Source organism: Neobacillus sp. plas4, assembly GCF_057221695.1.
The window spans coordinates 976,081-1,001,928 of record NZ_CM170152.1; the positions used below are offsets into that span (position 1 = coordinate 976,081).

A 25,848-nucleotide genomic window follows, 5' to 3' on the forward strand; every position below is an offset into this window, starting at 1 on the left:
AAACTCATTGGGAAACCGAGTTAATTGTCCTTCATCCAGGCTATGAAGGACAAAACTCGTAGAGAAACCGGTGGATTTGTCCTTCATCCAGGCTATGAAGGACAAAACTCGTAGAGAAACCGGTGGATTTGTCCTTCATCCAGGCTATGAAGGACAAAACTCGTTGAGAAACCGGTGAATTTGTCCTTCATCCAGGCTATGAAGGACAAAACTCGTCGGGAAACCGGTGGATTTGTCCTTCATCCAGGCTATGAAGGACAAAACTCGTTGAGAAACCGGGGGATTTGTCCTTCATCAAAGCCAAATTATAGAATTACACTAAGATTTAAAGGGGGGAATCATGTGCTTGAAGATATTTTAAAACAAGTTCAAAGTGGAACCCTCAGTATTGCGGAAGCAAAAGATCAATTAGCCACCTTTGAAAATTTGGGATTTGCAAAGGTGGATCATCACCGGAAGAAACGCCAGGGTTTCCCGGAAGTGGTCTATGGTGAAGGGAAAACGGCTGAACAAATAATCTCAATTATTAAGGCATTAAGGGCAAGAAACAATCAAGTAATGGTAACTAGAATTTCTGAAGAAAAAGCATCAATCGTACGACAGGCTTGCCCTGAATTTACTTATCATGAAATCGCTCAGATTCTTTTTTGGAAGGACCAAAAGGAAGCGCTGAAAAACACTCATGGTTATATTGCTGTTGTTGCTGCAGGAACCTCTGATTTACGGGTTGCAGAAGAAGCAGCGGTTACAGCGGAAATAATGGGCAGTATTGTCCACCGTATTTATGATGTAGGCGTTGCTGGTATTCATCGTCTTTTGAATCATGCTGAAGAAATTCAAAACGCCACCGTTTCTGTGGTTGTTGCTGGGATGGAAGGGGCGCTGCCGAGTGTTGTTGGCGGACTCGTATCACATCCAGTAATCGCCGTTCCTACAAGTGTCGGTTATGGAGCTAACTTTAATGGGTTATCAGCTTTACTGACGATGCTGAATTCATGTGCTTCAGGAATTAGTGTTGTTAATATAGATAATGGCTTTGGCGGTGGGTATAACGCAGTATTAATTCATCAACTTGCACAAAAAGGGGAAAGAAATGAAGACACTATATTTTGATTGTTTTTCAGGCGTAAGCGGAGATATGGTAATCGGAGCACTTATTGACGCAGGTGCTGACCCGGTCAAATTAGTAGAAGAACTAAAAAAGTTAAACATTGAAGATGAATATGAATTGACATGGAAAAAGGTCGTTAAGAATGGGATTACGAGTACAAAATTCGATGTGCTGCTAAAAAATCATCACCACGAGCATGAGCATACACATGATCACGCGCATGACCTTGGGCACACGCATACCCATGATCACGCACATACGCACACTCACGATCATGATCACGAACACGCGCATACGCACACTCACGATCATGATCACGAACACGCGCATACGCATACGCACACTCACGATCATGATCACGAACACGCGCATTCGCACACTCACGATCATGATCACGGACACACACATACGCACGAACACACTCATACCCATGATCACGAGCACGTACATACCCATGATCATCACCACCATGACCATCGATCATATAAAGATATCGTACGATTAATAGAAGAAGCTGATTTCTCGGAACAAGTGAAAGATACTGCATTGAGGATTTTTAAAAAAATTGGTGAAGCAGAAGGACTCATTCACGGTGTTCCATTGGAGCGAGTTCATTTCCATGAAGTCGGTGCCGTAGATTCCATTATTGATATAATTGGAACAGCGATTCTGATTCATCAGTTAGAAATAGAAGCTATCAAATCTTCACCAATTCCTGTTGGAACAGGAAAAATTCGTATTGACCATGGTCTCTATCCAGTGCCGGCCCCTGCAACACTCGAGATTTTGAAAGGTGTTCCTATTGAACATTCAGAGGTTCGATTTGAGCTGACAACGCCAACGGGTGCAGCGATTGTTGCGGTACTTGCAGAGGAATTTGGCTCAATTCCTTCTATGAAAGTTCGTTCCATTGGCTATGGTGCTGGAACGAAAACTTTTAAAGACCATCCTAATGTTGTGAGAGTTATCATCGGTGAATAAGGCTTCCTGTCCTAATAGGTATGCTATAGTGCCCCAAACTCTTTCAAAAAGAAGTTTACGGTAACTATAAACGCTTTATAGTTACCGAAAACTATTTGAAATCAAGCTCAAGGTCACTATAGACATACTATAGTGCCCCAAACTCTTTCAAAAAGAAGTTTACGGTAACTATAAGCTCTTTATAGTTACCCAAAACCATTTGAAAACAAGCTCAAGGTCACTATAGACATGCTATAGTGCCCCCAACTCTTTCAAAAGGAAGTTTACGGTAACTATAAACTCTTTATAGTTACCCAAAACCATTTGAAAACAAGCTCAAGGTCACTATAGACATGCTATAGTGACCCAAACTCTTTCAAAATCAAGTTTCCGATCACTATAGAGATACCCAAAAAGACAATTACCGATAATTTTGAAAAACAACCAGTAAGAGGAGTGTATCCGAATGAATGCTCACCCTCCTAATCATGAACATATAGACGACCAGATGATGAAAATGGAAGTAAATCTGGATAATATTCCTGGTGAATGGCTTGGTTATGTAATGGACTTGCTTTTCGAGGCGGGTGCCAATGATGTTTTTTATACTCCGATTTATATGAAGAAAAACAGACCGGCTATTTTGCTCCAGTTACTCTGCTCTCTAGAGAATGTTAACAAAATAAAAGAGGTCCTTTTCAGGGAAACAACTACGCTGGGTGTGCGTTATTACCCATTAACCGTTCACCGGTTAGAAAGGGTATTCCGTAAAGCTGACACAAGGTGGGGACCCGTCACCGTAAAAGAAGGTATACTAAATGGTCAAGTTGTGCAGCGGGCGCCTGAGTATGAGGATTGTAAAAGCCTGGCACAACTCCACAACATCCCGTTAAAAAAGGTATATGAACAGGTTTGGCAGGCGTTGAATAACAAGGAGTAATAGTTTAAAAATAGGGTCAAGGCTGTCCAAATCGGGGGCAGCCTTATTTAAGTTTGAATTTTATATTACATAATCTAAACCTTTATTGACGGGAAAGAACTTGAATGCTAAACTGATTTTTGATAATTCGTTTATTAAACAAACAAAAACAAAAAAACGAATTAATAGAGCGTAATTAAAAATGAAAAGGCTTTCCGGAAATTCCAAACCTAAAAAAATCACAAATACTTCTAAAAAAACAACATTTTAAATGTTCCTTCTAATTCGTAAAATGATAAGTAAGTAAACGGTTTCAAAGAAGAGGGGGGATTCACTTGGATTATATCAAGAAGTTAATTAAAGCTATAGACACTATTTTCGAAAAATTCACTTTACTGTCTTTAGTGGCGTTAATTTTAGTTGTAACCACACAGGTTATGACACGGAAATTATTTAATTTTGTATTCTTTTGGTCCGAAGAAATTACACTGTTACTGCTTGCATGGTTTGCCTTTATGGCTATAGCGATAGGCTTTAGGGAGTATATTCATTTAGGAATTGATTCCTTTACCAACCTATTTCCTAAATCTTTTAATAAAGTCTTAGATAAAATCATTCATGCTTCGGTTTTTGCTTTTGGTTTTTACCTCGTAGTTCAGGGGTGGGAGTTTACATTGTTGACGGCGGAATCGACTCTACCCGCAACAAAACTTCCAAGTAGTGTCACATATGTGGCGATGCCGGTCACAGGTATTATGATTTGTGGTTACTCGCTCCTGCAATTCTTTAACATTAATACATCTAGACATAAGGATTTGGAGGAGGATATGTAAAATGGATACAAATACAATCGGAATTATCATCTTACTTTCCAGTTTTGTTATTTTAGTGCTGCTTCGCTTTCCGATTGCTCTTACGCTTGTGGCGTCATCCTTGCTAACAGTAATCTATATGAAAATTCCGCTGCCGGTTATCGGTCAGCAAATGGTCCAAGGAATGAACTCTTTTTCCTTGCTTGCCATCCCATTCTTTATCCTAACTGGACAAATAATGAGCGAGGGTGGATTAGCACTCAGAATCGTAAATTTTGCGAGTTTACTAGTTGGTAGAATCCGCGGTGGACTTGCAATGGTAAACAGCGTGGCAGCTTTGTTCTTTGGAAATATTTCTGGGTCAGCTGTAGCAGATGTTTCGTCCGTCGGATCCGTTATGATTCCCATGATGAAAAAGAAGGGCTACGAAGCAGATTATGCTGTTGGGGTTACCATCGCTTCCGCCATCCAAGGTGTTGTAGTACCACCGAGTCATAATCTCGTCCTATACTCTTTAGCAGCAGGGGGCGTATCCATTGCGAGTCTATTTATGGCAGGTATCGTTCCTGGATTCATCATGTTAATTTCACTCATGATTACAGGCTATATTATTGCTAGAAAAAGAGGATACGGGAAAGCGGATCCTGTTCCAAAGTCACAAATCGGAGGAATTATCCTTCATGGAATGCTATCACTAAGTCCTGCCGTCATAATATTAGGCGGAATCATGAGCGGATGGTTTACGGCTACTGAGTCAGGTGCATTAGCATGCTTATATTCTTTTATTCTAGCATTCATTGTCTATAGAGAAGCACCCATTTCAAGTATTGGAAAAATATTAACAAGAACAATGAGAACGGTTTCTATGGTATTTTTCTTAATCGCCGCCTCCGCTTCATTTGGCTGGATACTGGCGTATCTGCAAATTCCTGCTATGGTAACCGATCTGTTCTTAAGTATTTCAGATAATCCGCTGATCATTTTATTAATTATTAATATTCTATTGCTATTACTCGGTGCACCAATGGATATGGCACCAATGATATTAATTATGACACCGATCCTGCTTCCAGTGGTAACGAGCTTTGGAATGGATCCTGTCCATTTTGGAATCGTCTTAATCTTAAATGCGGGAATTGGTTTATTGACACCGCCAGTTGGAACCGTTTTATTCGTTGGGTGTGCTATAGGTAAAGTATCCATCCAACAGGGCACGAAGGCTATGATGCCATTTTTCTATGCGTTACTTGTTGTTCTGTTAATTATCACCTATATTCCTGAGGTTGTTATGTGGCTTCCAAATATGTTAGCCAAGTAATCTGGGAAAATGGTGAATATTATATAAAAAAATTTAAAGGGGTGTTGATTTTGTTAAAAAAGAAAGTTACTGGCATTTTAGCTGCATCGTTATTAATGGGTACAATCCTTGCAGCGTGTGGGAAAGAGGAAGCAAAGCCGAGCAATGGCGGTACTAAGGAAGAGGAGAAACCATCCTATACGTTCCGTTTAGCGGACAATCAGCCGCCTGATTATCCAACTGTCCTTGGTGACAAAAAGTTCGCTGAATTAGTGGAAGAAAGAACGGATGGACGTATTAAAATTGAAGTTTATCCATCTGCTCAATTAGGAGATGAAAAATCAGTTCTTGAACAGGTTCAACTTGGAGCTATCGAATTTACACGTATCAACTCCAGCCCGCTTGCCGAGTTCAATAATCAATTTACTCCAATCGGACTTCCTTATGTCTTTGAGAGCGAAGATCACCTATGGAATTTCTTAAATGGGGATATGGGAACAAAATTACTAGATGGTCTTGAGCAATCTAAGATGAAGGGATTAGCTTATTACGATTCAGGTTCACGTAGTTTTTATTCTACGAAAGAACTTAAAGGTGTAGAGGATCTAAAAGGATTAAAGATTCGTGTTCAGCAAAGTAAAATCAATATTGATTTCATGGCTGCTTTAGGTGCAAGTGCTACTCCAATGCCATATGGAGAAGTCTTCAGTGCTCTTCAAACAGGTATCATTGATGGAGCAGAAAATAACCTGCCAAGTTTAGATTCATCAAACCACTATCAAGAAGCTAAGAACTTGATTCTAGATCATCACCAACGTATTCCTGAAGTCCTTCTAATTAGTAAAGTAGCTTGGGATAAGCTTGACAAAGAAGATCAAAAGATCATTAAACAAGCAGCTCTTGATTCAGTAGAAACACAAAGAGCTGAGTGGGATAAATATGAAGAGAAATCTACAAAGAAATTAAAAGACGCAGGTGTTACATTTACTGAGGTTAAAGATCTTAAACCTTGGACAAATGCTGTAAAGCCTATGATTGATGAATATTCAAAAGAGTATAAAGAGGTAATGGATGCGATTGAAAAAGCTCGTCCATAATCTGTAGGTACAGAAATACCTAGCTGGTTATTTTCTCCATTTACCAGCTGGGTCTTTTCTGTTTTTATTATAGGTAAGAATAGAAATAAGGAAGTGGAAGAATGCAGACGCGGCGGAAGAAATTAGATGACTTTATTGAACGATATATTCTCTTGAAAAATCAATCTCTAATGACGAAGCTTTGTATTTTTTCCAGCTTTCTCGTTATTTTTCCTGTCCTTTCCGTGGCAATCATTTCATATGCCCGTTCATCAGTTGAATTGGAAAATGAGCATAGACAATACAGCGGACAAGTTATTGAACAAGTAGAATCCCATATTGAATATTATTTACAGGAGTTTGAGATTACTAGCTTAAAAATTATTAACTCTCCAGAAGTATCAAGTCTTTTTAAAAATGAAAAGAATGCTAATGTAGTGGAAGCGGCACGGAATACCTTGAAATATGCAGCGTATTCTCGTGCGGATATATCGAATATCACCGTTTTAGTGGATGATGATATTGTCATTGATACGCTCGGGCTAAGGAATTTCTATCCTTCGGTAAAAATAAAAGGAGAATATTGGTATTCATCTGTACCGTTAAACGGAATGCCAATGTTAGTAACCCGAACTCTTAAACTTAAGGATAAAGAACAGCCTGTGATTTCACTTGTCAGAAGATTATACAATCCGGATACTCTGCTCCCTGTCGGAATGCTCATTATGGATATAAATTTTAGAAGAATTGAAGAAATTTCAAACAAAGTAACCATTAGTAGAAACGGATATTTCTTTATATTAGATGCCAAAGGGCATTATGTCTATCATCCCGATTATACAAAGCTAGGCACAAAGGTTGAGTTCAGCCAGCTCTTACAACTTCAAAATAAAGAAAGCAGGACACAAATATTAAAGAATAAGCGGAAGGATTTTGTTACCTATACATATTCCCCGAATCTAGGCTGGGGCTTTTTTACAGCAGTACCCTATAAAGATTTAACGGGGGGAATTATACAAATTGGAAACACCATTATCGTGACAATCTTAATCTCGTTGACCATTGCTTATTCAATTGGTTTTGTTTTTGCCACCAGCATCATTCGCCCTATCCGGCGCCTAAAGCGGTTTATGAAGGAAGTAGAAATCGGAAATCTAAGCGGCAGGGTACAAGTGGAATCAAATGATGAAATTGGGCAGCTATCAGCGGGTTTTAATAATACAGTTGAAAAACTCTCTAACCTGCTTGAAGAAGTATATGTTTCTAAATTACGTGAAACGGAAATGTCACTTAAACAAAAGGAGATTGAAATTAAGATGCTTCAGTCCCAAATGAATCCGCATTTTTTATACAATTCCTTAGAAACCATTAGAGGGATGGCATTAGAAGAAAATCAGGAAAATATTGCCATTATGTCATTTTCTTTGGCAAAGCTTCTCCGCTATAATCTTAAAAATGATTCGTCAACTGTAAGTCTAGGGGAGGAAATTAAATTTTGTAAAACGTATCTGCAGATTCAAAAGTTTCGCTTCGAGGAACGATTTGAGTATGAAATAAATATTCCAGAATGGGCGCTTCAGCTGCAGGTTGTAAAATTTTCACTTCAGCCATTAGTTGAAAATTGCTTTGTTCATGCCTATGGTCAATTTATTCAAAAATTCAGGATTACCATTTCCGTCGTTCTCCATTCTGAGTCTTCTTTTATGATTCGAATTGAAGATACAGGTACTGGGATACCAAACCATATTTTAGATGATCTTACAAAAAAAATTAATCAAAAAACAGCAAACTATGATGGACAAAACATCGGTATCTTAAATGTTCAGCAAAGGATTCATCACGTGTTTGGCCAAGATTATGGACTAAGTATTAGGAGTCAATTGGGAGTAGGAACAGTGGTAGAGATGGTGCTGCCTATGAAGGAAATGAGTGATGAAGGTGAGATGTAATGAAAAGAATCTTGTTAGTTGACGATGAGAGATGGGTACGGACTGCTCTTAAGTGGACCATAAATAAATTGAATCTTCCCTTGGAAGTAGTCCACGAATGTCAAAATGGATTGGAAGCCTTGGATTGGATTAAAGTGAATGAGGTGGACCTAGTACTAACGGATATCCGAATGCCGATTATGGATGGACTTACTTTGGTTAAGGAACTTAGTAGTCTAAACGGGGCATATGATGTTATTGTAATCTCTGTCCATGATGAGTTTCAGTTTGTCCAGCAAGCAATGCGGAGTGGTGTTACGGATTATCTCCTTAAACCAATTGAAGAAACGGAATTAAAGGTTTGTTTGGAGAAATGGTTAACTAAAATTAGCAATGAAGAATTAACGAGTAAAACGATTGTTTCTGAAAAAGATAATCTCCCATTATCGACGATTGACCGTGTCTTGGAATATATAGAGAAAACGCCTTTAGATCAAATCACGTTAAAAGAAGTGGCGGAGAGTATTCATATCAATCCCAGCTACCTTAGCCAGCTGTTTAAACAACAGCTTAATATAAAATTTGTTGATTATATAACAGAATTAAGAATCGAAGAGAGTAAGCGTTTATTGCATCATACAACCTTAAGGATGTCAGAAATCGCTGAAAGAGTAGGATATTCTGATTTAGCCTATTTTAGTAATAATTTTAAGAGAATAGTGGGATGTTCTCCATCAGAGTATCGCAATATCAAAAGCAAAACGGGTGATGGAAAATTAAATAAGATAAGATGAATCAGAAACTTATATTCTGATTCTTTTTTTGACTGTTTTGGCAAAGATTGTTGTTTTTATTATAGGTTATTAATTTATTATTTTTGTTTAAGCCGCATATCGTTCGGACACCTTGACTCGGAATTTGATCAAGCTTGTCTGAAGTTGCTTCTGGTTCGGACACCTTGACTCGGAATTTGATCAAGCTTGTCTGTTTACTTCTGGTTCGATACATGCCTCTTAGATTCATCAAACCTTTTTAGAAGTAGCCTTTTAATTTAATGGTAAATCGTACAGAAAGCAACAAAGTTTACGAAAACAGCCTTTTTTTAGGCTGTGTTAAAAAGAAGCTTTCTTTAGTAGAGAGGAACTCAATAGATAAATATAACTACAGCATTTGCATAAGAAGGAAGATAGTCATAGGTCTTATTATCTAAATATTCTAAATATAAAAAAACTACAAATATACCTAAAAAAACTCACTACTTGGTCGTCTAATCTTAATTATATATTGAACATAGACATAATTTGTAAACGCATTCAATATAAAAAAGGGGGAAGAAAAATGGCTTCATTATCAAAACAAATTAGAAAATCTTCTAAACTAAGAAAAAAGCTTCTCGCAACCGCACTAACTCTATCATTAGTTGCTCCAGTTATTGGACCACAGGCAATTTTTGCAGATGACCAAGGGTACACAGGTGAAGAAGGAGAAGCTACTCCTTATGCTGGCCGGGGTTCAATTACAACTTATAAAATTCCAAAAGCTGAAGGTCAACCAGAAATTGAAGTAGCAACTCAAGATCTTATTCTTGAAATTAACGGCAAATATTTTAGAGATGCAAATAGAAATAAAAGCTTAGATGGTTACGAAGACTGGAGAAAGCCAGTTTCGGAGCGTGTAGCGGATTTGATTAGTAAAATGACACTTGAGCAAAAAGCTGGATTGATGTATATCACTACTCACACTCCAGTGGCTGATCCAGGAGCAGATGGGAAATTTGTAACCGAAGCAAATGCAAATAATGTTATTAACAAGCAAATGCGCCATGTTATATACCGTCTAACTCAAAACTTAGGCGATATTGCCAATTATAATAACCAAATGCAACAATTAGCAGAGGGTCTAGAATTAGGTATTCCGGTTGTGATTACTTCAAATCCAAGAAACTCTGCCTCAACAGATTATACAAATATTACGAATGTTCAGGATCAACATACTTTCTGGCCAGGAACATTAGGTTTAGCAGCGGCACGGGATGTAGAAGCTGTTGGTGAGTTTGCGGAAATTGCCCGTCAGGAATGGAGAGCTGCTGGTATTCGTAAGGTTTATGGATATATGGCTGACGTTGCAACAGATCCACTTTGGGCACGAATTGAGGAGACATTCGGCGAAGATCCAAAATTAGTTGGTGACATGAATTATGAGATCGTCAGAGGGTTCCAAACTGAAAAACTTGGTACAGACAGTGTAGCTATCACAGTTAAACACTTCCCTGGCGGTGGAGCTCGTGATGATGGACAAGATCCTCACTTTGCAAACGGCAGCTTTAACATTTACCCTACTGAAGGAAGCATGGAAAAGTATCACATTCCACCTTTCCAGAGAGCGATTGAAGCTGGTGTAGCATCGGTAATGCCTTATTACGCATATCCAAGTAACGATAGTGCTGATCAAGGTTTAGAACCGTATAGTGAAACTCAGCAATTTGAAGAAGTTGGTATGACTCTAAATAAAGGAATCATAGATTACTTACGTGAAGGTCTTGGTTTCCAAGGATATATTAACTCTGACTCGGGTGCAGTTGCGGGTAGCGCATGGGGCTTCCTAGTTGATGAAGATGGAAATCCAATTCCTAATGCACAAAAAGTAGCCAAAGCATTAAATGCAGGAACCAATATTATTTCAGGTGGTGCAAATCCAGAGTATGTAATTGAGGCAATTAACAAAGGTTTAGTAAATGTATCAAAAGTTGACGAATCCATTACGTATACGCTATCAGAAATGATGACACTAGGTTTATTTGAAGACCCATATGTAAATCCTGCTGAAGCTATTGCTGCTGCGAACAATGAAGAACACAGAGCATTAGCATATGAAGCACATCAAAAGTCAGTCGTTCTCATGCGTAATGATAAAATCGATGGTGGTAAAAAACTATTACCATTAACGAATGGAAAGTTAAAAGATGTTAAACTATATGTTGAAGGATTTATTGGAGTTGCTCCAGGAAGAAATAATCCAAATCCTCAAAAAACTATTAATGAAGAATCAGCAAAACAAACTGCTGCATTTAATGCGGACTTAAAGAAAATGCTCAAAGAAAAATTCCCTAACATTACGTTAGTAGATAGTGTTGATCAAGCAACTCATGCATATTTATATATTAAACCAACTCAATCTAACTGGGATAATAACCCACGTATTGATGTTAATGAAACAACAGGTATTCTTGAATTAGATCGAATCATTGAAATTCAAAAAGCTGTTCCAACAATTACTGCGGTAAACTTTACTAACCAATGGTTAATTAACGAACTTGAACCAAATGCTGCTGCATTAATTGGTACTTTTGGTACTCTGCAAGAGGCAGTATTTGATGTAATCACTGGAAAATTCAAACCTGCAGGAAAACTTCCATTCGCTATTCCAGCTAGTGCAGAAGCGGTAGAAAAGGAAGTCGGAGATGTTCCAAGCTTTGCACCTGAAGAATATGCAGATTTCGAATATGTAAATAAAAATGGTGACAAATATGAATACGGATTTGGTCTTTCTTACAGCGATGGCAACAACGGAAAAGCTGTTGGTAAACCTGACCATGCCGGTGAAAACGTAAAAAAATAGTTCAAAACTATAGTTTGAATCCAAAAAGAGATGCTGCTTCATTCCCTGAAGCAGCATCTCTTTTATCTATATCCTTTTTTCGAAATTAACTCGTTTATTAATAAAATATATTATTGGCATACCCACCGCCATGACAACAAATTCTCCTGCTGCTACAGTGAGCCAGGTAAAGAAGAATGGCAATTCAAATGCCAAGTTTAATTCAAAGGCGATAATAAACATCGTGAAGGTGAATACTACCGTATTGAGCACCATTCTGGTCCAAATTCCTTTGATAAAACGTGCGGATAGGATGGTAATGGTCAAGGCAATTACCGATTGTCCGACACCGAAAATGAGGTCATAGGCAACCATTGGTGAAAAGAATAGGTTGCTAAAAAATACACCCAAAACGATTCCGAAGATGTATTTTTTATTGAAAACGACTAGATGGTTAAACATTTCGGATACACGAAATTGCACATTTGTGAAGCCGAAGGGTGCGATTAATCCGGATACAGCAATATATAAAGCTGCCAAAATCGCGTTTACGACAAGTGTTTTTAATTTCATATTCAATTATCTCCTTAGTTTTTTTACGTGGGAGGTTCTCGAACCACGTTTTATTGACAAAATACTATACTAGTATATATCATTCTACTAGTCAACAAGAAGTTATAAGTTTATCCTCATTTAATAAATTATGTTAGTAAAGTATATTTTATGTAAAAATTCTGGATAAATTTTCCCCTTTTGTGCATTCTAAAAGGTAAAAAAGGATTTGTGATCGATGGATTTTAGAAGGAAGCTTTTGCTGGTTATCATGATATTGCCGTGGATGACGGTACCATTCCTTGGAAGGCAGGCATTAAAAAGATTTTCCCTTACTTCACTGTTTATTGGCATTTTATTTGGGGGGCAGTGTGTTTATGCTCACCGAAAGAGCTGGTGGAGAGTTTATCCAAAAATATTCCCGAATTCAATGGCGGAAATACCATTTATCGCAGGACCTTTTTTTGTAGGAGCAATATGGATCCTAAAATATACATATGGTAAATTTCTGCGTTATACGTTCCTTAATCTTGGAGTAGATTTTTTTCATGTCTATATTTTTGTCGCTTGGTTAAAAAAGTTAGGCGTTGTATCTCTGATTAAATTGAAAGAATATCAAGCTCTACTTTTATTAACAGCCAATGCCGTCGTTATGTATGGATTTCAATGGCTGATAGACAGCAAAGTAGCACCTAATAAAACGAAATCACTGCTTACAAGAATCTTTTCGTAACTTATTATCGATAGGAAGCTCAAAACATTATGATTTGCTACTATTTTAAAAAATAATTTAATACTTCAGAATACCCCCATTGAAGACTTCGTGCTATTATATTTCTAATGAAAACATAACTATGGTTGAATAATATTCAGAATATTAATAAAGTAAAGTGAGAGGGGGGACTGGATGAAACCGATTATTGTTTTTGATGATGTATCTTTTTCATATAAGATCAATGAAAACTCTGCTGTTGATGTTTTAAAAAATGTCTCTTTTTCCATTTTCCCAGGTGAATATTTAGCGATTATTGGTCATAACGGATCTGGTAAGTCAACGTTATCCAAGCATTTTAATGGGCTATTGACACCGGCTTCGGGCGATGTTTGGGTGCAAGGCTATAATACCAAAGACGAAAGCAAAAAGCTCGCTATTCGTAAAGGTGTTGGTATGGTGTTTCAGCATCCAGATAATCAAATTGTTGCGACCATCGTGGAGGAAGACGTAGCCTTTGGGTTAGAAAATACTGGAGTACCAAGGGCAGAGATGAAACAAAGAATTGATGAAGCGTTAGAGGTTGTAAAAATGTCTGAATTCCGAAAAAGACCACCGCACCACCTATCTGGAGGACAAAAGCAAAGAGTGGCTATTGCGGGAGTGCTCGCGATGAAACCGGATTGCATCGTATTTGATGAGTCTACAAGCATGCTCGATACGTTTGGCAGAAATGAAGTCCTTCAGGCGATACGGCAGCTGAATAAGATGGGAATGACGATTATTACCGTAACCCATCGCATGTCCGAGGCAGCGGAAGCAGACCGGATTATTGTGGTCGAAGATGGTAAAATTGTAATGGACGGTAAACCTCGTGATATTTTTAAACATAAACAAGTACTTATGGATCTGCAGCTTGATGTACCAGCCGTTAACCAGATGGCTGAAAAGGTCCATCAGCAAATTTCATCTTTTTCAAATGAGTTAATCCAAGAAGATGAACTGATTAAAGAAGTAAATAGAGTATCACAAGCAAGGAGCAGGGAGATGGTTTGATGCCTGGAAAGCCAATGATAGAGATAGAAAATCTAGGTCATACTTACATGAAAGGAACTCCGATGGAGCATAAGGCTCTAAAGGGGACAAGTATGGTCGTCAATGAAGGGGAATGCATTGCGATTATAGGGCATACCGGATCAGGGAAATCCACCTTAATTCAGCATTTTAATGGTCTAATCCGTCCTGATTCAGGGAAAGTCATCATTGATGGAGTAGATTTATCGAAAAAACGATTTGATATAAAAGCGTTAAGAAGAAAGGTTGGCCTTGTTTTTCAAAATCCTGAGGACCAAATATTTGAGAAGTTGATTGGTGATGACATTGCCTATGGACCGTTTAAGCTTGGTTTGCCCTTGAAGGAAGTAAGGGAACGAGTTAAATGGGCGATGGAAATGGTCGGCCTGAATTTTGATGAAATGAAGGACAGGCAAACATTTGCCTTAAGCGGAGGGCAGAAACGTAAAGTAGCACTCGCTGGAATCTTAGCGTTAAAGCCTAAGATTTTGGTTCTTGATGAACCGACAGCTGGCCTTGATCCAAGGTCTCGAAATGAGTTGTTGGATAAAATAAAATCCTTAAATAAAATCGAAAACTTAACGGTTATCTTCGTTTCACACAATATGGAAGAAGTCGCTTATTTAGCAGACAGAGTTTATGTAATGGCAAATGGTAAGGATGTGCTATCAGGGACGCCAGAGGAAATTTTTACTGACAAGGATAACCTTCAGCGATATCAAATTGGAACACCTGAAACGGTACAGGTATTATATCGGTTAAAAGACTTGGGTTACCATGTAGACACTGCTGCTTTTACGGTCTCAGAAGCAGCAAACGAAATTGTAAAGGTTCTCACCAATGGTGGAGAGGTGGAGAATCATGGCTAGTGAATTTGAACTATCACGAAATATTACTATTGGTCAATACGTTCCGACGGGTTCCTTTATCCATCGGCTGGACCCGAGAATAAAGCTATTCGTGTTCACCATTCTGGTTTTAGCCATAGCTCTCAATACTAGTTATTTGGGAAATGCTTTCGGTCTGCTATTATCTATTTATTTATTCTGGGCATCCAAAATACCAATCAGTTATGGCTTATCAGGTATCAAGCCGGCTATTCCCTTTATCATTCTATTAGCTGTCCTGCAGCTGATCTTCCAAGGAAATGTTTTTTCTGGCGGAACAGTATTCTTTGAATATGGATTTATCTTGATTACGAGTGAGAGTATTCGTTTGGTGATTGTTTCAGCCGTACGGTTTGTGGAAATTATTTTACTAAGCAGTGTTCTTACATTATCAACTTCAACGACGGAGTTAACCCATGCCATTCAAAGTCTCTTAAGCCCTTTGAAAAAGGTGAAGTTTCCTGTCCATGAAATTTCATTAATTATTACCATTGCAATTCGGTTTGTTCCAACATTTGCGATTGAAATGGAAAAAATGATGAAGGCACAAGCATCCAGAGGAGCAGATTTCGGTTCCGGTGAATGGTGGAGAATCATTCAAAGGACAAAGGATATGTTTCCGATTATTATCCCTTTATTTACGATTGCGTTATCCAGAGCAGAGGATCTCATCTTAGCCATGGAATCCCGCTGCTATACACCCGGGAATGATAGAAGTGCCTATTCGGTTTACAAAGCACTTGGACGAGATTATATTATATTAATTTTTGGGATACTAGTATCTTTACTATTACTATTTTATCCATTTCCATATTAGATAAATTTTAAGGGGAGAAAGAGAATGAAGGGTTCATTAACGGTTAGAAATATTGTTATTGCTGGTGTCCTTGGAGCGATTGCTATTCTTTTAGGGGTAACCCGTATTGGATATATTCCTGTCCCTACGGCGGCTGGAAATGCCACCATCATGCATATTCCTGCTATTATTGGGGGGATTATGCAAGGACCAGTTGTGGGTGCAATTGTTGGACTAATATTTGGTGTTTCATCTTTCTTAAATGCAACGGTGCCCTTATTTAAGGATCCATTAGTTGCCATACTGCCGCGGCTTTTTATTGGGGTTATTGCATGGCTTGTGTACGTTGGGATTCGCAAGAAAAGCGAGTATCTTGCCATTGGTGCCGCAGCATTTTTAGGAACTTTAACAAATACGGCACTCGTTTTAACAATGGCTGTCGTGAGAGGTTATATGGCGGCCGGGGTAGCTTGGACGGTTGCCCTTACCAGTGGGATTCCTGAAGCCATCGTAGGTACAATTGTGACACTAGCTGTCGTCTTGGCATGGAAACAAATTGGTAAACGGAAAAAATCTAGAATTTCAGAGGATTTATAATCCAGTATTCTTTCCGTGTTTTACCGTTTTGTAGATTAATGAATTGCATCCTTTTTTAAATCATTCTTCTGGTATAAGGATGTCATTGCTACTAGCGGTGAAAAATTATAAAACTTTTTAAGGGTCTAACCTGTCACTTTTGGACGTGAGTACAGGTTAGCCCTTTTTTAATGAGTATTTTAATGCTAAAATATCTTCAATCTTGAGAAGACGTTAAATGAACGATAAATGGGGAATAGTATGTTACATCATGTTGAGATATATGTATCAAGCCTTCCTAGAAGTATCGAATTTTGGGGCTGGTTGTTACCTAAATTAGGATACGAACAATTTCAAAAATGGGAGTCCGGCATTAGCTGGAAATACCGGGAAACCTATCTTGTCTTTGTACAAGCCGAAGAAAGATTTTTGGACATTCCCTATCATCGCTGCAGAGTAGGGCTTAACCATCTTGCATTTCATGCTAGGTCTAAGGAACATGTTAATGAAATAACCGAGATATTAAGAGAGAAAGGAATCCCAATTTTATATCAAAACAAGCATCCATACGCGGGAGGAAACGAGTATTACGCTGTTTATTTTGAAGATCCAGATCGTATCAAAGTAGAACTAGTAGCACCAAGCGAAAATTAAAAAAAGTGTGATATAAATCACGAAAAACCGTCGCACTTATCTTTATAATCTAAAGAAAGCAATGAATTAAAGAGGTGTGGGTATGGAATATAATTTTAAATCACTTTATAGTGAAATCGGCGGGCAGGAAACCATTGATAAACTTGTAGCTGCTTTTTACCCTAGGGTATATGCGGATCCTGAATTAAGACCGTTGTTCGAAGGGGATATGGAGGAAATTATGAGGAAGCAACGAATGTTTCTTCCGCAATTTCTAGGTGGTCCTGCTCTGTATAGCCAGGAATTCGGTCCTCCCGCCATGAGACATCGTCATCTTCCTTTTGAGGTTACTCCAAGAAGAGCACAATGCTGGCTTCGCTGTATGAAGGAAGCCTTTCAAGAGATTGGCCTTTATGATCAACCAGCAGGGCTCGCTTTTTATGATCGGTTAACGCAGGTAGCTGGAATAATGGTTAATAGTCCGGATAAAGAATAGAGTAAAAAGGGTGACCCAAAAACTTGGTCACCCTTTTTTCTGAGCGACGAATTACTAAAGTACTTTGAATAGACCTCTATGGTCAATTTAGGTTTTCGAGAAATGGTGTTTTTCTCGATTACTTATTTAATATTGTAAATGCAGGTTGAGGACAAATCGTTGCGGGCCGCCAGAAGGATTAGTCCTTAATAAGGGGTCTTGAGAACAAATCGTTGCGAGCCGCCAGAAGGATTAGTCTTTAATAGGGGGTCTTGAGGACAAATCGTTGCGAGCCGCCAGAAGGATTAGTCCTTAATAGGGGGTCTTGAGGACAAATCGTTGCGAGCCGCTAGAAGGATTAGGACAAATCAGTGCGATCCACCTATATAATACGCAGTGAATTAATTTATAAACAAAATCGTGACTGTCATTATTTTCTCGACAGCCTATAAAAAGGGTGACCAAAAAACTTGGTCACCCTTTTTTGTTAATAAAACCCTAGCTTCTTAAAAAACCTCCTTCTGAATTCAATACCTGTCCTGTAATCCATTGACCTTCTTCGCTTGCAAGGAATGCAACTAGGCTAGCAGCGTCTTCAGGAATTCCAATTCGTCCTAAAGGGAATTTTGGCATCAATGCATGCTTTATTTCTTCATTCATCCAACCAGTATCCGTTGGACCAGGGTTTACTGCATTTACAGTTATACCAAGAGGGGCAAGCTCAGCGGATAAGGTAAGAGTAAAGGCAGAAATAGCCCCCTTAGTTGCTGCATATGCCAATTCACCTATCATTGGTCCAAGTGCTTGCCCGGATGTAAGATTAATAATTCTGCCATTTGCTTTTTGGGATTGTCTAAAACGACGTGCAAATTCAACTGATAATAGAAAGGTGGCTCTCATATTTACAGCATAATGATCATCAAGGGTTTTAGCGTCTAAATTCAAAAAACCATCTCTTGTTGAATGTGCTGCATTATTAACGAGAATGGCAGGAGAACCTAGTTCAGCAGTAACATCATCCAGCAACTTATATGGTGCACTTGGATCAGACAAATCGACTTCTAAGCTTCCACAACGAATACCATATTCTCTGATGCTGTCTTTAAAGTGTTTTACCCAATCGGTACTAGAACCCCAATGAGAAAAGAATATATCTACTCTTTCAGAAGCTAATTTTTTGCAAATAGCTGCTCCAATCCCATTTTCATTACTGACTCCTGTAATTAATGCAATATTGCCATTTAGATTATAGATAAAAATACCTCCCTTAAAGTCTGATGATTATAGGTGCGGATAGTTAAATTTAGTTGCGCATGGCTAAATTTAGTTGCGGATGTCTTGAATTTAGTTGCGGATGTCTAGAATTTAGTTGCGCATGGCTAAATTTAGTTGCGGATGACTGAATTTAGTTGCGCATAGCTAAATTTGGTTTCGGATGCATGATTTTAATGTGGATAGCTTGAAAAAAAAGCACATCAGACTCTATTGATGTGCTTTTTTAGTATTTTTATTTTTTCAATTTAGCCCAGGTTGCATCAAGTGCTTTCATGGCTTCTTCTTTTGTTTTTTGGCCGCCTACATATGCTTGCAGGGTTGCACCAAATTCTTGACCTGCTCCATCAGGATACTTCATAAACTGCCATTGGTAGGCTTTTCCTTCTTTTGAATATTTAAGAAGGTCCGCACCTAGAGCACCAATATCTTCTGGGGCTGCTTCAATTGTTTTAAAGGCTGGAATGTATTTAAATTCCTTCGTCAATGCTGTTTTACCTTCTTCAGATGTAACCATCCAGTTTAAGAAATCTTTGGCAGCTTCTTTGTCTGCTTCCGGTGCTTTGTTATAGATAACCCAGTTGCTTGGTACATCAATCATTAATTTATCTGATTGAGCTGGGTCATCACTAAGTGCTAATGGAATGAAACCAACTTCTAGGTTTGGATCTAATTTATCTAGCATTGGCTGAATCCAGTTACCTTGCTGAATCATTGCCGCTTCACCTGTAGCAAATAGTGTTACTTGAGTGTTGTAGTCTGTGGTTAAAGGATTTTTGTTGCCGTATTTCATTGTTAAATCTAATAGCTTAAAGAAATTATCGAATTCTTTATTTCCTTCTATTTTAGCAGTGCCTTCATTTAAACCTTTGATAAAAGAATCTGGATCTTCTTGGTATGCGAATGGAACATTCATCCCGTGATTAGCTAATACCCACCATTCAGCATATCCAATTGAGAATGGTGTAATGCCTGCTGCATCAAGCTGTTTCGCAGCTTCCTCTAACTCAGAAAATGTCGTTGGAAGTTTCGTAATCCCGGCTTTTTTAAATAACTCTTTATTGTATGCAAAACCATATCCCTCCATATTAAAAGGCATACCGTATACTTTTCCATCGATTGTCATTCCATCTAAAGTACCTTCAAAGGTATCCTTTATCCAAGGCTGGTCAGATAAATCTTCAAATTTATCTTGCCATACTAGAGCTCCTTGGTCACCGTCATTTGTAAAAATATCAGGTGCTTGATTAGATGCGAATTTAGCTTTCAGAGCTGCAGAACCATCCGCACCGCCGCCTACTGTTTCAATATTAAACGTCACGTTTGGATTTTGTTTTGTATATTCATCAGTTAAAGCTTTTAACTGGTCGGCAATTTCAACTTTCCCTTGGAAGATATCAACTACTACTTTATCGTCCTTACCACCGCTGCTTTTTTTATCTCCAGATGTACTGTCACTAGAACATGCGCCTAAAAGTAGTGAAGCGGATAGTAAACCTGCAACGATTGAATACTTTTTGAATGCCATTTGGTTTTCCCCCTAGAATAATAATGATATATTTTTATATCTCTGCTGTCTGTTATTTAAGACAGCAAAAAGGTGTTCCCCGAACAAATTACTTAATAGAACCGCTGGTAATTCCTTGGATAATGTGTTTTTGCATACTAAAGAAGAAGATTAATAATGGGATAATTCCGATTACTAATGCTGCAAGTGCTAAATCCCATTGCTTTGTATACTGCCCAAAGAAGAAGAAAGTTGCCAATGGAATCGTTCTTAACTCTGGATTTTGAAGCACTAAGGATGGTAATAAGAAGTCATTCCAAATCCATAAGCTGTTTAAGATAACAATGGTGACCGTAATTGGTTTTAATAATGGAAAAACAATTCTCCAGAACACGCCAAACCGTGAACAGCCGTCAATAATGGCAGCTTCTTCAAGCTCTAACGGAATTCCTTTGATAAAACCGTGATACAAGAAGATCGTCATTCCAGAGCCAAAGCCAAGGTACATAAAGATAAGTCCCCATAAGCTGTTTAAAAGTCCCAAGTTCCCCGCCGTTTTTATAAGCGGAATCATAATCGATTGGAATGGAATGATCATCGCAGCAACGAATGTCATGAAAATGATATTGCTGATTTTCTTTTTGGTTCGAACGAGCATATACGCAGCCATCGAACAAAAGATTACGAGAACGATATTACTGCCAATGGTAATGATTAATGAATTTTTAAATACGGTTAAAAACTCTAATTTTTCGAATGCGTTTACATAGTTATCAAACATTAACACTTTAGGCAAGGCCGATGTGTTGGTTAAAATCTCAGCAAATGGTTTCAAGGAGTTTGAAAACACATAATAGAATGGGACTAAGAAAATAAGACCGAGCAGGATTGCAAGGATTTCAACAATAGATGTTCTCCATGTGTACCTGTTGCCCATTAGGATTCAACCTCCCTTTTCTTAGAAATCGTAACTTGAAGAATGGTAATCGCTGCTACAATAATGAAGAAAATTAATGCTTTTGCCTCACCAATCCCGTAGCGGTTATTAACGAACGCTTCTGTATAAATGTTAAGCGCCAGCATTTCTGTTGACTTAAATGGACCACCGTTTGTCAATGACAGGTTTGCATCAAAGACTTTAAAGGATGATGCGGTGGTTAAAAATAAACAAATGGTTACGGCTGGTGCAACAAGCGGCATTGTGATATGACGAAGGACTTGGAAGCGATTCGCTCCGTCAATTCTTGCTGCTTCGATTAACTCCTGCGGTACGTTCTGGAGGGCAGCGATATAGATAATCATAATGTAACCTGCACCCTGCCAAACACTGACGATAACGATTCCCCAAAATGCAGTCTTGGCATCCCCTAACCATGCTAGCTCAAAAAGAGGGATCCCCGTTAACTCACCAATGGAAGCAAAACCTTTTACAAAAATAAACTGCCAGATAAATCCTAAAATCAATCCACCAATTAAGTTAGGCATGAAGAACACAGTACGTAAAACGTTCTTAGTTTTTAACTTCTGCGCTACTAGTAAGGCCAATCCAAACCCGATAAGGTTTGTTAAGATAATGGCAACGACTGTATATTTTGTCGTAAGAATGAAGGACTGTTGAAATTGCTTGTCCTCGGTAAATAAGTATTTGAAATTATCCAGACCCACCCATTTGACCGAACCTGTAACTCCGTTCCAATCGGTAAAGGCATAATAAATGCCTGTAAAGAAAGGGATTAAAACAATAAGGATAAAAGCTAATAAAACAGGTCCTACAAATAAAGTAAATAACCCTGCTTCCTTCCATTTCTTCTTATTCAGAAAAGAAACAGACTCAGCTGCTTTCGTATTTTTCTGATTTGCGAGGGCCGCCCCCTTAACTGTATCCAGCTTACTTTCGTTATTCATTCCCTGCACCTCCATACCCTTATTTTAGTGATTGCAAAAAAATATGAAATGGCTTACATTGACCACTAGGGTGGAAAATATTGAACAGGTCAAAATGTTGCACGATGAAAGAGAGCTAAATGTTGTGCTACAATGTTCTAAAAAATGACACAAGGGGGAAAGGTTCGTAACCGTGATGAAATGAGATGGGGTATAAGAAAAAAGCTAATCTTCTTTTTATTGTTGGCAACAGTTCTCCCTTTTGGGACGGCCATTACCGTAACTTATTTTTATACAACGAAGTCACTTAATGATCGGTCTGTAACATTGAATCATGATTTGATGTTAAAAGGTCAGGAAGAGCTATCCGTATATTTGGATGATGTTGCCCAAATGTCATCTGTCCTATATCGGTACACTCCTTTTATTAATGTGATGCGTAATGGGGTCTCCTCGAACTTAGTTGTAAATCAAGAAGAAGTCCGCAGGGTGCTAGCTTATTTGTTTAATTCACGTCCGGAAATTGAACAAATGCATTTATATATTCATGAAGACAAGGAGTCCTACACCAACTATCATTCAAGAATCAGCGGCAGGGCAAAGTATGAGAATATATTTTCCCACCCCTACTATGGACGGTTAACCGCAGTTGATGGTTATTCTCTTATTGAACCTCCGCATGAGATTTATAGTTATAACAATATATCCGTTATTCCTAATTCTCAAAAGGTCAATGTTTTAAGCTTCCACAATGTGATTCAGGATGTACCATTAGCAGATGTATTAGGGTTTTTATCAATCGATATCAATCTTTCTAAAATTAGTGCAATAGCCGATCGATTATATACGAAAGACGTCGAAGATCTTTATATTATGAATGAAAAGGGAATGATTATTTACTCTTCCAATGAAAATGAAATTGGAATGGAAAATAAAGAAAAGTGGTTTGAGCAAGTGAAAAAGGAGCCGGAAGGCGGGAAAAGCCTTGAGTGGAAGGATGATCATTTTTCCGGCGTCATCGTTTACGGGAAATTTACGGATTCGTTTAAGGACTGGTCAATTGTGAAAAGAATCCCATACGATGTGCTTTATCAAGGAGCTAGAGAAACTGCCCTAATTAACATTTTAATTGGATTTGCTACACTCGTATTTGCAATGCTCGGGACCATGTTTGTTTCCTTTAAGCTTACAGCTCCTATAAAAGTGTTAATTGGCAATATGAAAAAAGTCGAGAAAGGTGAATTGAAGGCAGATTTCGATTCATTAGGTACCGACGAAATCGGAATGCTTGGAAGGCATTTTAAACTAATGCTTGCGAAAATGGATGAGTTGATTGAGAGTGAGTATAAATTGGAGATAGAAAATAAGGCGTCACAGCTGCGGGTGCTGCAATCGCAAATCAATCCTCATTTCCTATATAACGCCCTTCAATCAATAGGAACGTTAGCGCTCAAGTCGAATGCGGTCCCTGTGTATTCCTTGCTGACATCGTTATCGAATATTATGAGATACAGTATGAATATGAAGGACGATATTGTTTCATTTGGATCAGAGCTGAACCATGTGAAATCCTACCTATCCTTACAAAAACAGCGATTTGACGAGCAGTTTGAATTTAAACTGAATATCGAGGAAGAAGTCAAAGAGATACATGTTCCGAAAATGATTTTACAGCCCATCGTAGAAAATTGTTTTAAGCATGGATTTGATCAGCGCATAGAAAATGCATGGATTGAAATTGAGGCCCTTTTTGAGAATGACAATAGAGTTGTTATCCATGTGAAGGATAATGGGATTGGTCCAAGTAATGATCAACTTGAAAAAATCCGCCAGGAACTGTTTCATGGTAATTCAAAGACAGACAAGCAAAGAGAATCAATAGGGTTAAAAAATATTTATGATCGTTTGCAGATTTATTATCACAATCAGGCAAACCTGATAATTAACCGGAATGAGGAAGGTGGTTTTACGGTAACCATCCAAATTCCAAAGGAAATGCCAAAAGAGGTGGAGCACTCATGAAAGTGTTAATCGTTGATGATGAAAAACATGTTCGGGAAGGTATTAGGCTGCTTGGAGAATGGGAAGAGAATGGAATTTGTGAAATCTATGAAGCAGGAAATGGTGAAGAAGCCATTTTGCTGATTGAAAAGTTAAAGCCTGAGATTATTTTTTCAGATATGAAAATGCCAAAAATGGATGGGACACAGCTTCTTGAGTGGATAAAAGAGCACCATCCTAATAGTAAGACAATTGTGGTCACCGGTTACGATGATTATCAGTATATGCGAAAGGCTATTCATTTTGGCAGTTCCGATTATCTATTAAAACCAGTTGACCCTAGTATTTTAAATGCGACGCTGGAAAAAGTGGTAAAGGAATGGAAAAAGGAAGAAGCGGAACGGAATAGCAAAGTAAGCAGTATACAATTAATCAATGAAATGAAGCCTGTTTATCGTGATCGTAAGCTAACCCAGTTGATGAATAGCTTAGTTTTAAAGGAAGCTTCCTATGAAGAATTTGGTTTTCATCTATCTCATAATTATACCGTGGCACTGGTTCGAGTAGGCGGAAAAACGATTGAGACGTTTCAAGGTGACCGGGACTTAGCCTACTTCACCGTTCTAAATATCATTAATGAAATTTTGATGGAAAATGAATGTGGGATTGGCTTTCGTTACTTATCCAATAAGGGAGAAATTGTGATTATCTTTTGGGATAAGTTCCCGCAAATAGAAAAGCTTTTAATCAAAATCTATAGGACGCTAAAGAATGGATTGGGAATCTCCTGTCCGATTGCTGTTGGGAAACAGGTGAACAATAGTTCTATGTTAATGGATTCCTATGAGCATGCAAAAAAAGTTTTATTAAACAGTAATATTTTAATAGTTAAGGAAACTAGAGTTTACATGCCGGATACGAAACCTTCCCCGTCCTTAAGAAGCCTAATTGCGTATTCCTCAAGTATCGAGCTCGCGGTACAAGCGGGAGAAATTGAGGCTTTTGGTGACGTGATCCAGCAAATCATTGGAGATTTTACCAAAGACGGGTACCTATCCCTCCATCAGCTGCTCCATTTTGAAAATGAATATCTCGTTATAAGTCGCCGCTGGTATAAGAATTTCAATATTTCGATTGAAATTTCAGACCAGATCGAAAAACGAGTCGATATATTTTTCGATCAAAACGGTTCCTTTCAGCTGGAAGAACTTGTGAAGCGAATTAAGCGTGAGATAGTGGTTTTTTTGAAAAAAGTAAAGCGAAGCTCGATCCAGAAAAATAGTAACATTATTTATGACATAGAAAAATATTTGCAGGCAAACTTCGACCGAGATGTAAAGCTGCAGGAAATTTCTGAGCAGTTTTACATCAGCAGAGAATATATCTCTAGGAAATTCAAACAAGAATTCCAAGTGAATATCTCCGATTATCTTGTAAGCATCCGAATGAAAAAGGCAAAATCATTATTAAAAAATAGTCAGCTAAAAATCTATGAAATTGCTGCCATGATTGGCTATCAGGATGACAAGTATTTTCGAAAGGTATTTAAAAAGGTTGAGGGCATTACGCCAAATGAATATCGTGCAGAATATGTGAAACAGTGATAAGCAGAGATAGGATTCTATGCTCTGCTTATTTTTTTTACAATAGGAAATAGAATGAATTTTTTGTAAATTTATCTATGAGTAATTCACTATGTTTATTTACATGACTTTAATTAAGTCTAAATGGTAACTACATATTGGCTAAACAATTCTCCCGTACAATTTTATTTGTAGT

General features: G+C 38.1%; 23 protein-coding genes and 1 riboswitch. Of the genes, 18 read left to right on the top strand and 5 right to left on the bottom strand.

Annotated elements, in window-relative coordinates; genetic code table 11:
* Window positions 1–342: 342 nt before the first annotated feature.
* From larB to AC2TFD_RS04950, 9 genes are all read left to right on the top strand, one after another.
* Window positions 343–1,113, top strand: coding sequence for a nickel pincer cofactor biosynthesis protein LarB (gene larB / locus AC2TFD_RS04910; protein WP_484675125.1), 771 nt, complete (start codon window positions 343–345; stop codon window positions 1,111–1,113).
* The gene (gene larC / locus AC2TFD_RS04915; RefSeq protein WP_484675126.1) at window positions 1,094–2,092 is read left to right on the top strand and encodes a nickel pincer cofactor biosynthesis protein LarC; all 999 of its coding nucleotides are present in this window, start codon (window positions 1,094–1,096) and stop codon (window positions 2,090–2,092) included. The genes larB and larC overlap by 20 nt, the downstream gene beginning before the upstream one ends.
* 445 nt (window positions 2,093–2,537) lie before the next feature.
* Window positions 2,538–3,011 (top strand): nickel pincer cofactor biosynthesis protein LarC2, encoded by a 474-nt coding sequence (larC2, locus tag AC2TFD_RS04920; protein ID WP_484675127.1) that lies wholly within the window; start codon window positions 2,538–2,540, stop codon window positions 3,009–3,011.
* A 314-nt stretch (window positions 3,012–3,325) separates the two neighbouring features.
* Complete coding sequence (locus tag AC2TFD_RS04925; protein ID WP_335512931.1) at window positions 3,326–3,823, top strand: TRAP transporter small permease; 498 nt, start codon at window positions 3,326–3,328, stop codon at window positions 3,821–3,823.
* A 1-nt stretch (window position 3,824) separates the two neighbouring features.
* Window positions 3,825–5,120 carry a TRAP transporter large permease gene (locus tag AC2TFD_RS04930; protein WP_335512933.1) on the top strand — a complete coding sequence of 432 codons (1,296 nt, stop codon included), beginning with the start codon at window positions 3,825–3,827 and terminating at the stop codon, window positions 5,118–5,120.
* A gap of 50 nt (window positions 5,121–5,170) precedes the next feature.
* Window positions 5,171–6,196, top strand: a complete 1,026-nt coding sequence (locus AC2TFD_RS04935; RefSeq protein WP_484675128.1) for a TRAP transporter substrate-binding protein — start codon at window positions 5,171–5,173, stop codon at window positions 6,194–6,196.
* A gap of 101 nt (window positions 6,197–6,297) precedes the next feature.
* Complete coding sequence (locus AC2TFD_RS04940) at window positions 6,298–8,124, top strand: sensor histidine kinase (RefSeq protein ID WP_484675129.1); 1,827 nt, start codon at window positions 6,298–6,300, stop codon at window positions 8,122–8,124.
* Complete coding sequence (locus tag AC2TFD_RS04945; protein WP_484675130.1) at window positions 8,124–8,897, top strand: response regulator transcription factor; 774 nt, start codon at window positions 8,124–8,126, stop codon at window positions 8,895–8,897. The genes AC2TFD_RS04940 and AC2TFD_RS04945 overlap by 1 nt, the downstream gene beginning before the upstream one ends.
* A gap of 544 nt (window positions 8,898–9,441) precedes the next feature.
* Window positions 9,442–11,721 (top strand): glycoside hydrolase family 3 protein, encoded by a 2,280-nt coding sequence (locus AC2TFD_RS04950; protein WP_484675131.1) that lies wholly within the window; start codon window positions 9,442–9,444, stop codon window positions 11,719–11,721.
* A gap of 66 nt (window positions 11,722–11,787) precedes the next feature.
* Here AC2TFD_RS04950 and AC2TFD_RS04955 read toward each other — a convergent pair whose 3' ends face one another.
* Window positions 11,788–12,273, bottom strand: a complete 486-nt coding sequence (locus AC2TFD_RS04955) for a QueT transporter family protein (protein ID WP_484675132.1) — start codon at window positions 12,271–12,273, stop codon at window positions 11,788–11,790.
* Between the two features lie 8 nt (window positions 12,274–12,281).
* Window positions 12,282–12,326, bottom strand: a riboswitch (PreQ1 riboswitch).
* Window positions 12,327–12,490: 164 nt separating this feature from the next.
* Between AC2TFD_RS04955 and AC2TFD_RS04960 the strand changes: the two genes are divergently transcribed.
* The 7 genes from AC2TFD_RS04960 to AC2TFD_RS04990 all read left to right on the top strand — a co-directional run bounded on the left by AC2TFD_RS04960 (window position 12,491) and on the right by AC2TFD_RS04990 (window position 17,426).
* Window positions 12,491–12,985, top strand: coding sequence for a hypothetical protein (locus AC2TFD_RS04960; protein WP_484675133.1), 495 nt, complete (start codon window positions 12,491–12,493; stop codon window positions 12,983–12,985).
* Window positions 12,986–13,159: 174 nt separating this feature from the next.
* Window positions 13,160–14,020 carry an energy-coupling factor transporter ATPase gene (locus AC2TFD_RS04965; protein ID WP_484675134.1) on the top strand — a complete coding sequence of 287 codons (861 nt, stop codon included), beginning with the start codon at window positions 13,160–13,162 and terminating at the stop codon, window positions 14,018–14,020.
* Complete coding sequence (locus AC2TFD_RS04970) at window positions 14,020–14,907, top strand: energy-coupling factor transporter ATPase (RefSeq protein WP_484675135.1); 888 nt, start codon at window positions 14,020–14,022, stop codon at window positions 14,905–14,907. The genes AC2TFD_RS04965 and AC2TFD_RS04970 overlap by 1 nt, the downstream gene beginning before the upstream one ends.
* Window positions 14,900–15,742: an energy-coupling factor transporter transmembrane component T family protein gene (locus AC2TFD_RS04975; RefSeq protein WP_484675136.1), complete on the top strand. Its 843-nt coding sequence runs from the start codon at window positions 14,900–14,902 to the stop codon at window positions 15,740–15,742. The genes AC2TFD_RS04970 and AC2TFD_RS04975 overlap by 8 nt, the downstream gene beginning before the upstream one ends.
* Before the next feature lie 24 nt (window positions 15,743–15,766).
* Complete coding sequence (locus AC2TFD_RS04980) at window positions 15,767–16,318, top strand: ECF transporter S component (protein WP_484675137.1); 552 nt, start codon at window positions 15,767–15,769, stop codon at window positions 16,316–16,318.
* 228 nt (window positions 16,319–16,546) lie between these two features.
* Window positions 16,547–16,951 (top strand): VOC family protein, encoded by a 405-nt coding sequence (locus AC2TFD_RS04985; protein ID WP_484675138.1) that lies wholly within the window; start codon window positions 16,547–16,549, stop codon window positions 16,949–16,951.
* An 82-nt stretch (window positions 16,952–17,033) separates the two neighbouring features.
* Window positions 17,034–17,426 (top strand): globin domain-containing protein, encoded by a 393-nt coding sequence (locus AC2TFD_RS04990; protein WP_484675139.1) that lies wholly within the window; start codon window positions 17,034–17,036, stop codon window positions 17,424–17,426.
* Window positions 17,427–17,903: 477 nt separating this feature from the next.
* Here the strand turns inward: AC2TFD_RS04990 and AC2TFD_RS04995 are convergent, their stop codons facing one another.
* The 4 genes from AC2TFD_RS04995 to AC2TFD_RS05010 all read right to left on the bottom strand — a co-directional run bounded on the left by AC2TFD_RS04995 (window position 17,904) and on the right by AC2TFD_RS05010 (window position 22,089).
* Entirely contained in the window at window positions 17,904–18,659 is a 756-nt protein-coding gene (locus tag AC2TFD_RS04995) for an SDR family oxidoreductase (protein ID WP_484676269.1), read from the bottom strand.
* Between the two features lie 253 nt (window positions 18,660–18,912).
* Complete coding sequence (locus AC2TFD_RS05000) at window positions 18,913–20,205, bottom strand: ABC transporter substrate-binding protein (RefSeq protein WP_484675140.1); 1,293 nt, start codon at window positions 20,203–20,205, stop codon at window positions 18,913–18,915.
* 88 nt (window positions 20,206–20,293) lie between these two features.
* Window positions 20,294–21,121 (bottom strand): carbohydrate ABC transporter permease, encoded by an 828-nt coding sequence (locus tag AC2TFD_RS05005; RefSeq protein WP_484675141.1) that lies wholly within the window; start codon window positions 21,119–21,121, stop codon window positions 20,294–20,296.
* On the bottom strand, window positions 21,121–22,089 hold the full coding sequence (locus AC2TFD_RS05010; RefSeq protein ID WP_484675142.1) for a carbohydrate ABC transporter permease: 969 nt from the start codon (window positions 22,087–22,089) through the stop codon (window positions 21,121–21,123). The genes AC2TFD_RS05005 and AC2TFD_RS05010 overlap by 1 nt, the downstream gene beginning before the upstream one ends.
* A 144-nt stretch (window positions 22,090–22,233) precedes the next feature.
* Here AC2TFD_RS05010 and AC2TFD_RS05015 point away from each other — a divergent pair, with 144 nt between their 5' ends.
* Window positions 22,234–24,090 (top strand): sensor histidine kinase, encoded by a 1,857-nt coding sequence (locus tag AC2TFD_RS05015; protein WP_484675143.1) that lies wholly within the window; start codon window positions 22,234–22,236, stop codon window positions 24,088–24,090.
* Window positions 24,087–25,673 (top strand): response regulator, encoded by a 1,587-nt coding sequence (locus tag AC2TFD_RS05020; RefSeq protein WP_484675144.1) that lies wholly within the window; start codon window positions 24,087–24,089, stop codon window positions 25,671–25,673. The genes AC2TFD_RS05015 and AC2TFD_RS05020 overlap by 4 nt, the downstream gene beginning before the upstream one ends.
* The last annotated feature ends 175 nt before the right edge of the window (window positions 25,674–25,848 follow it).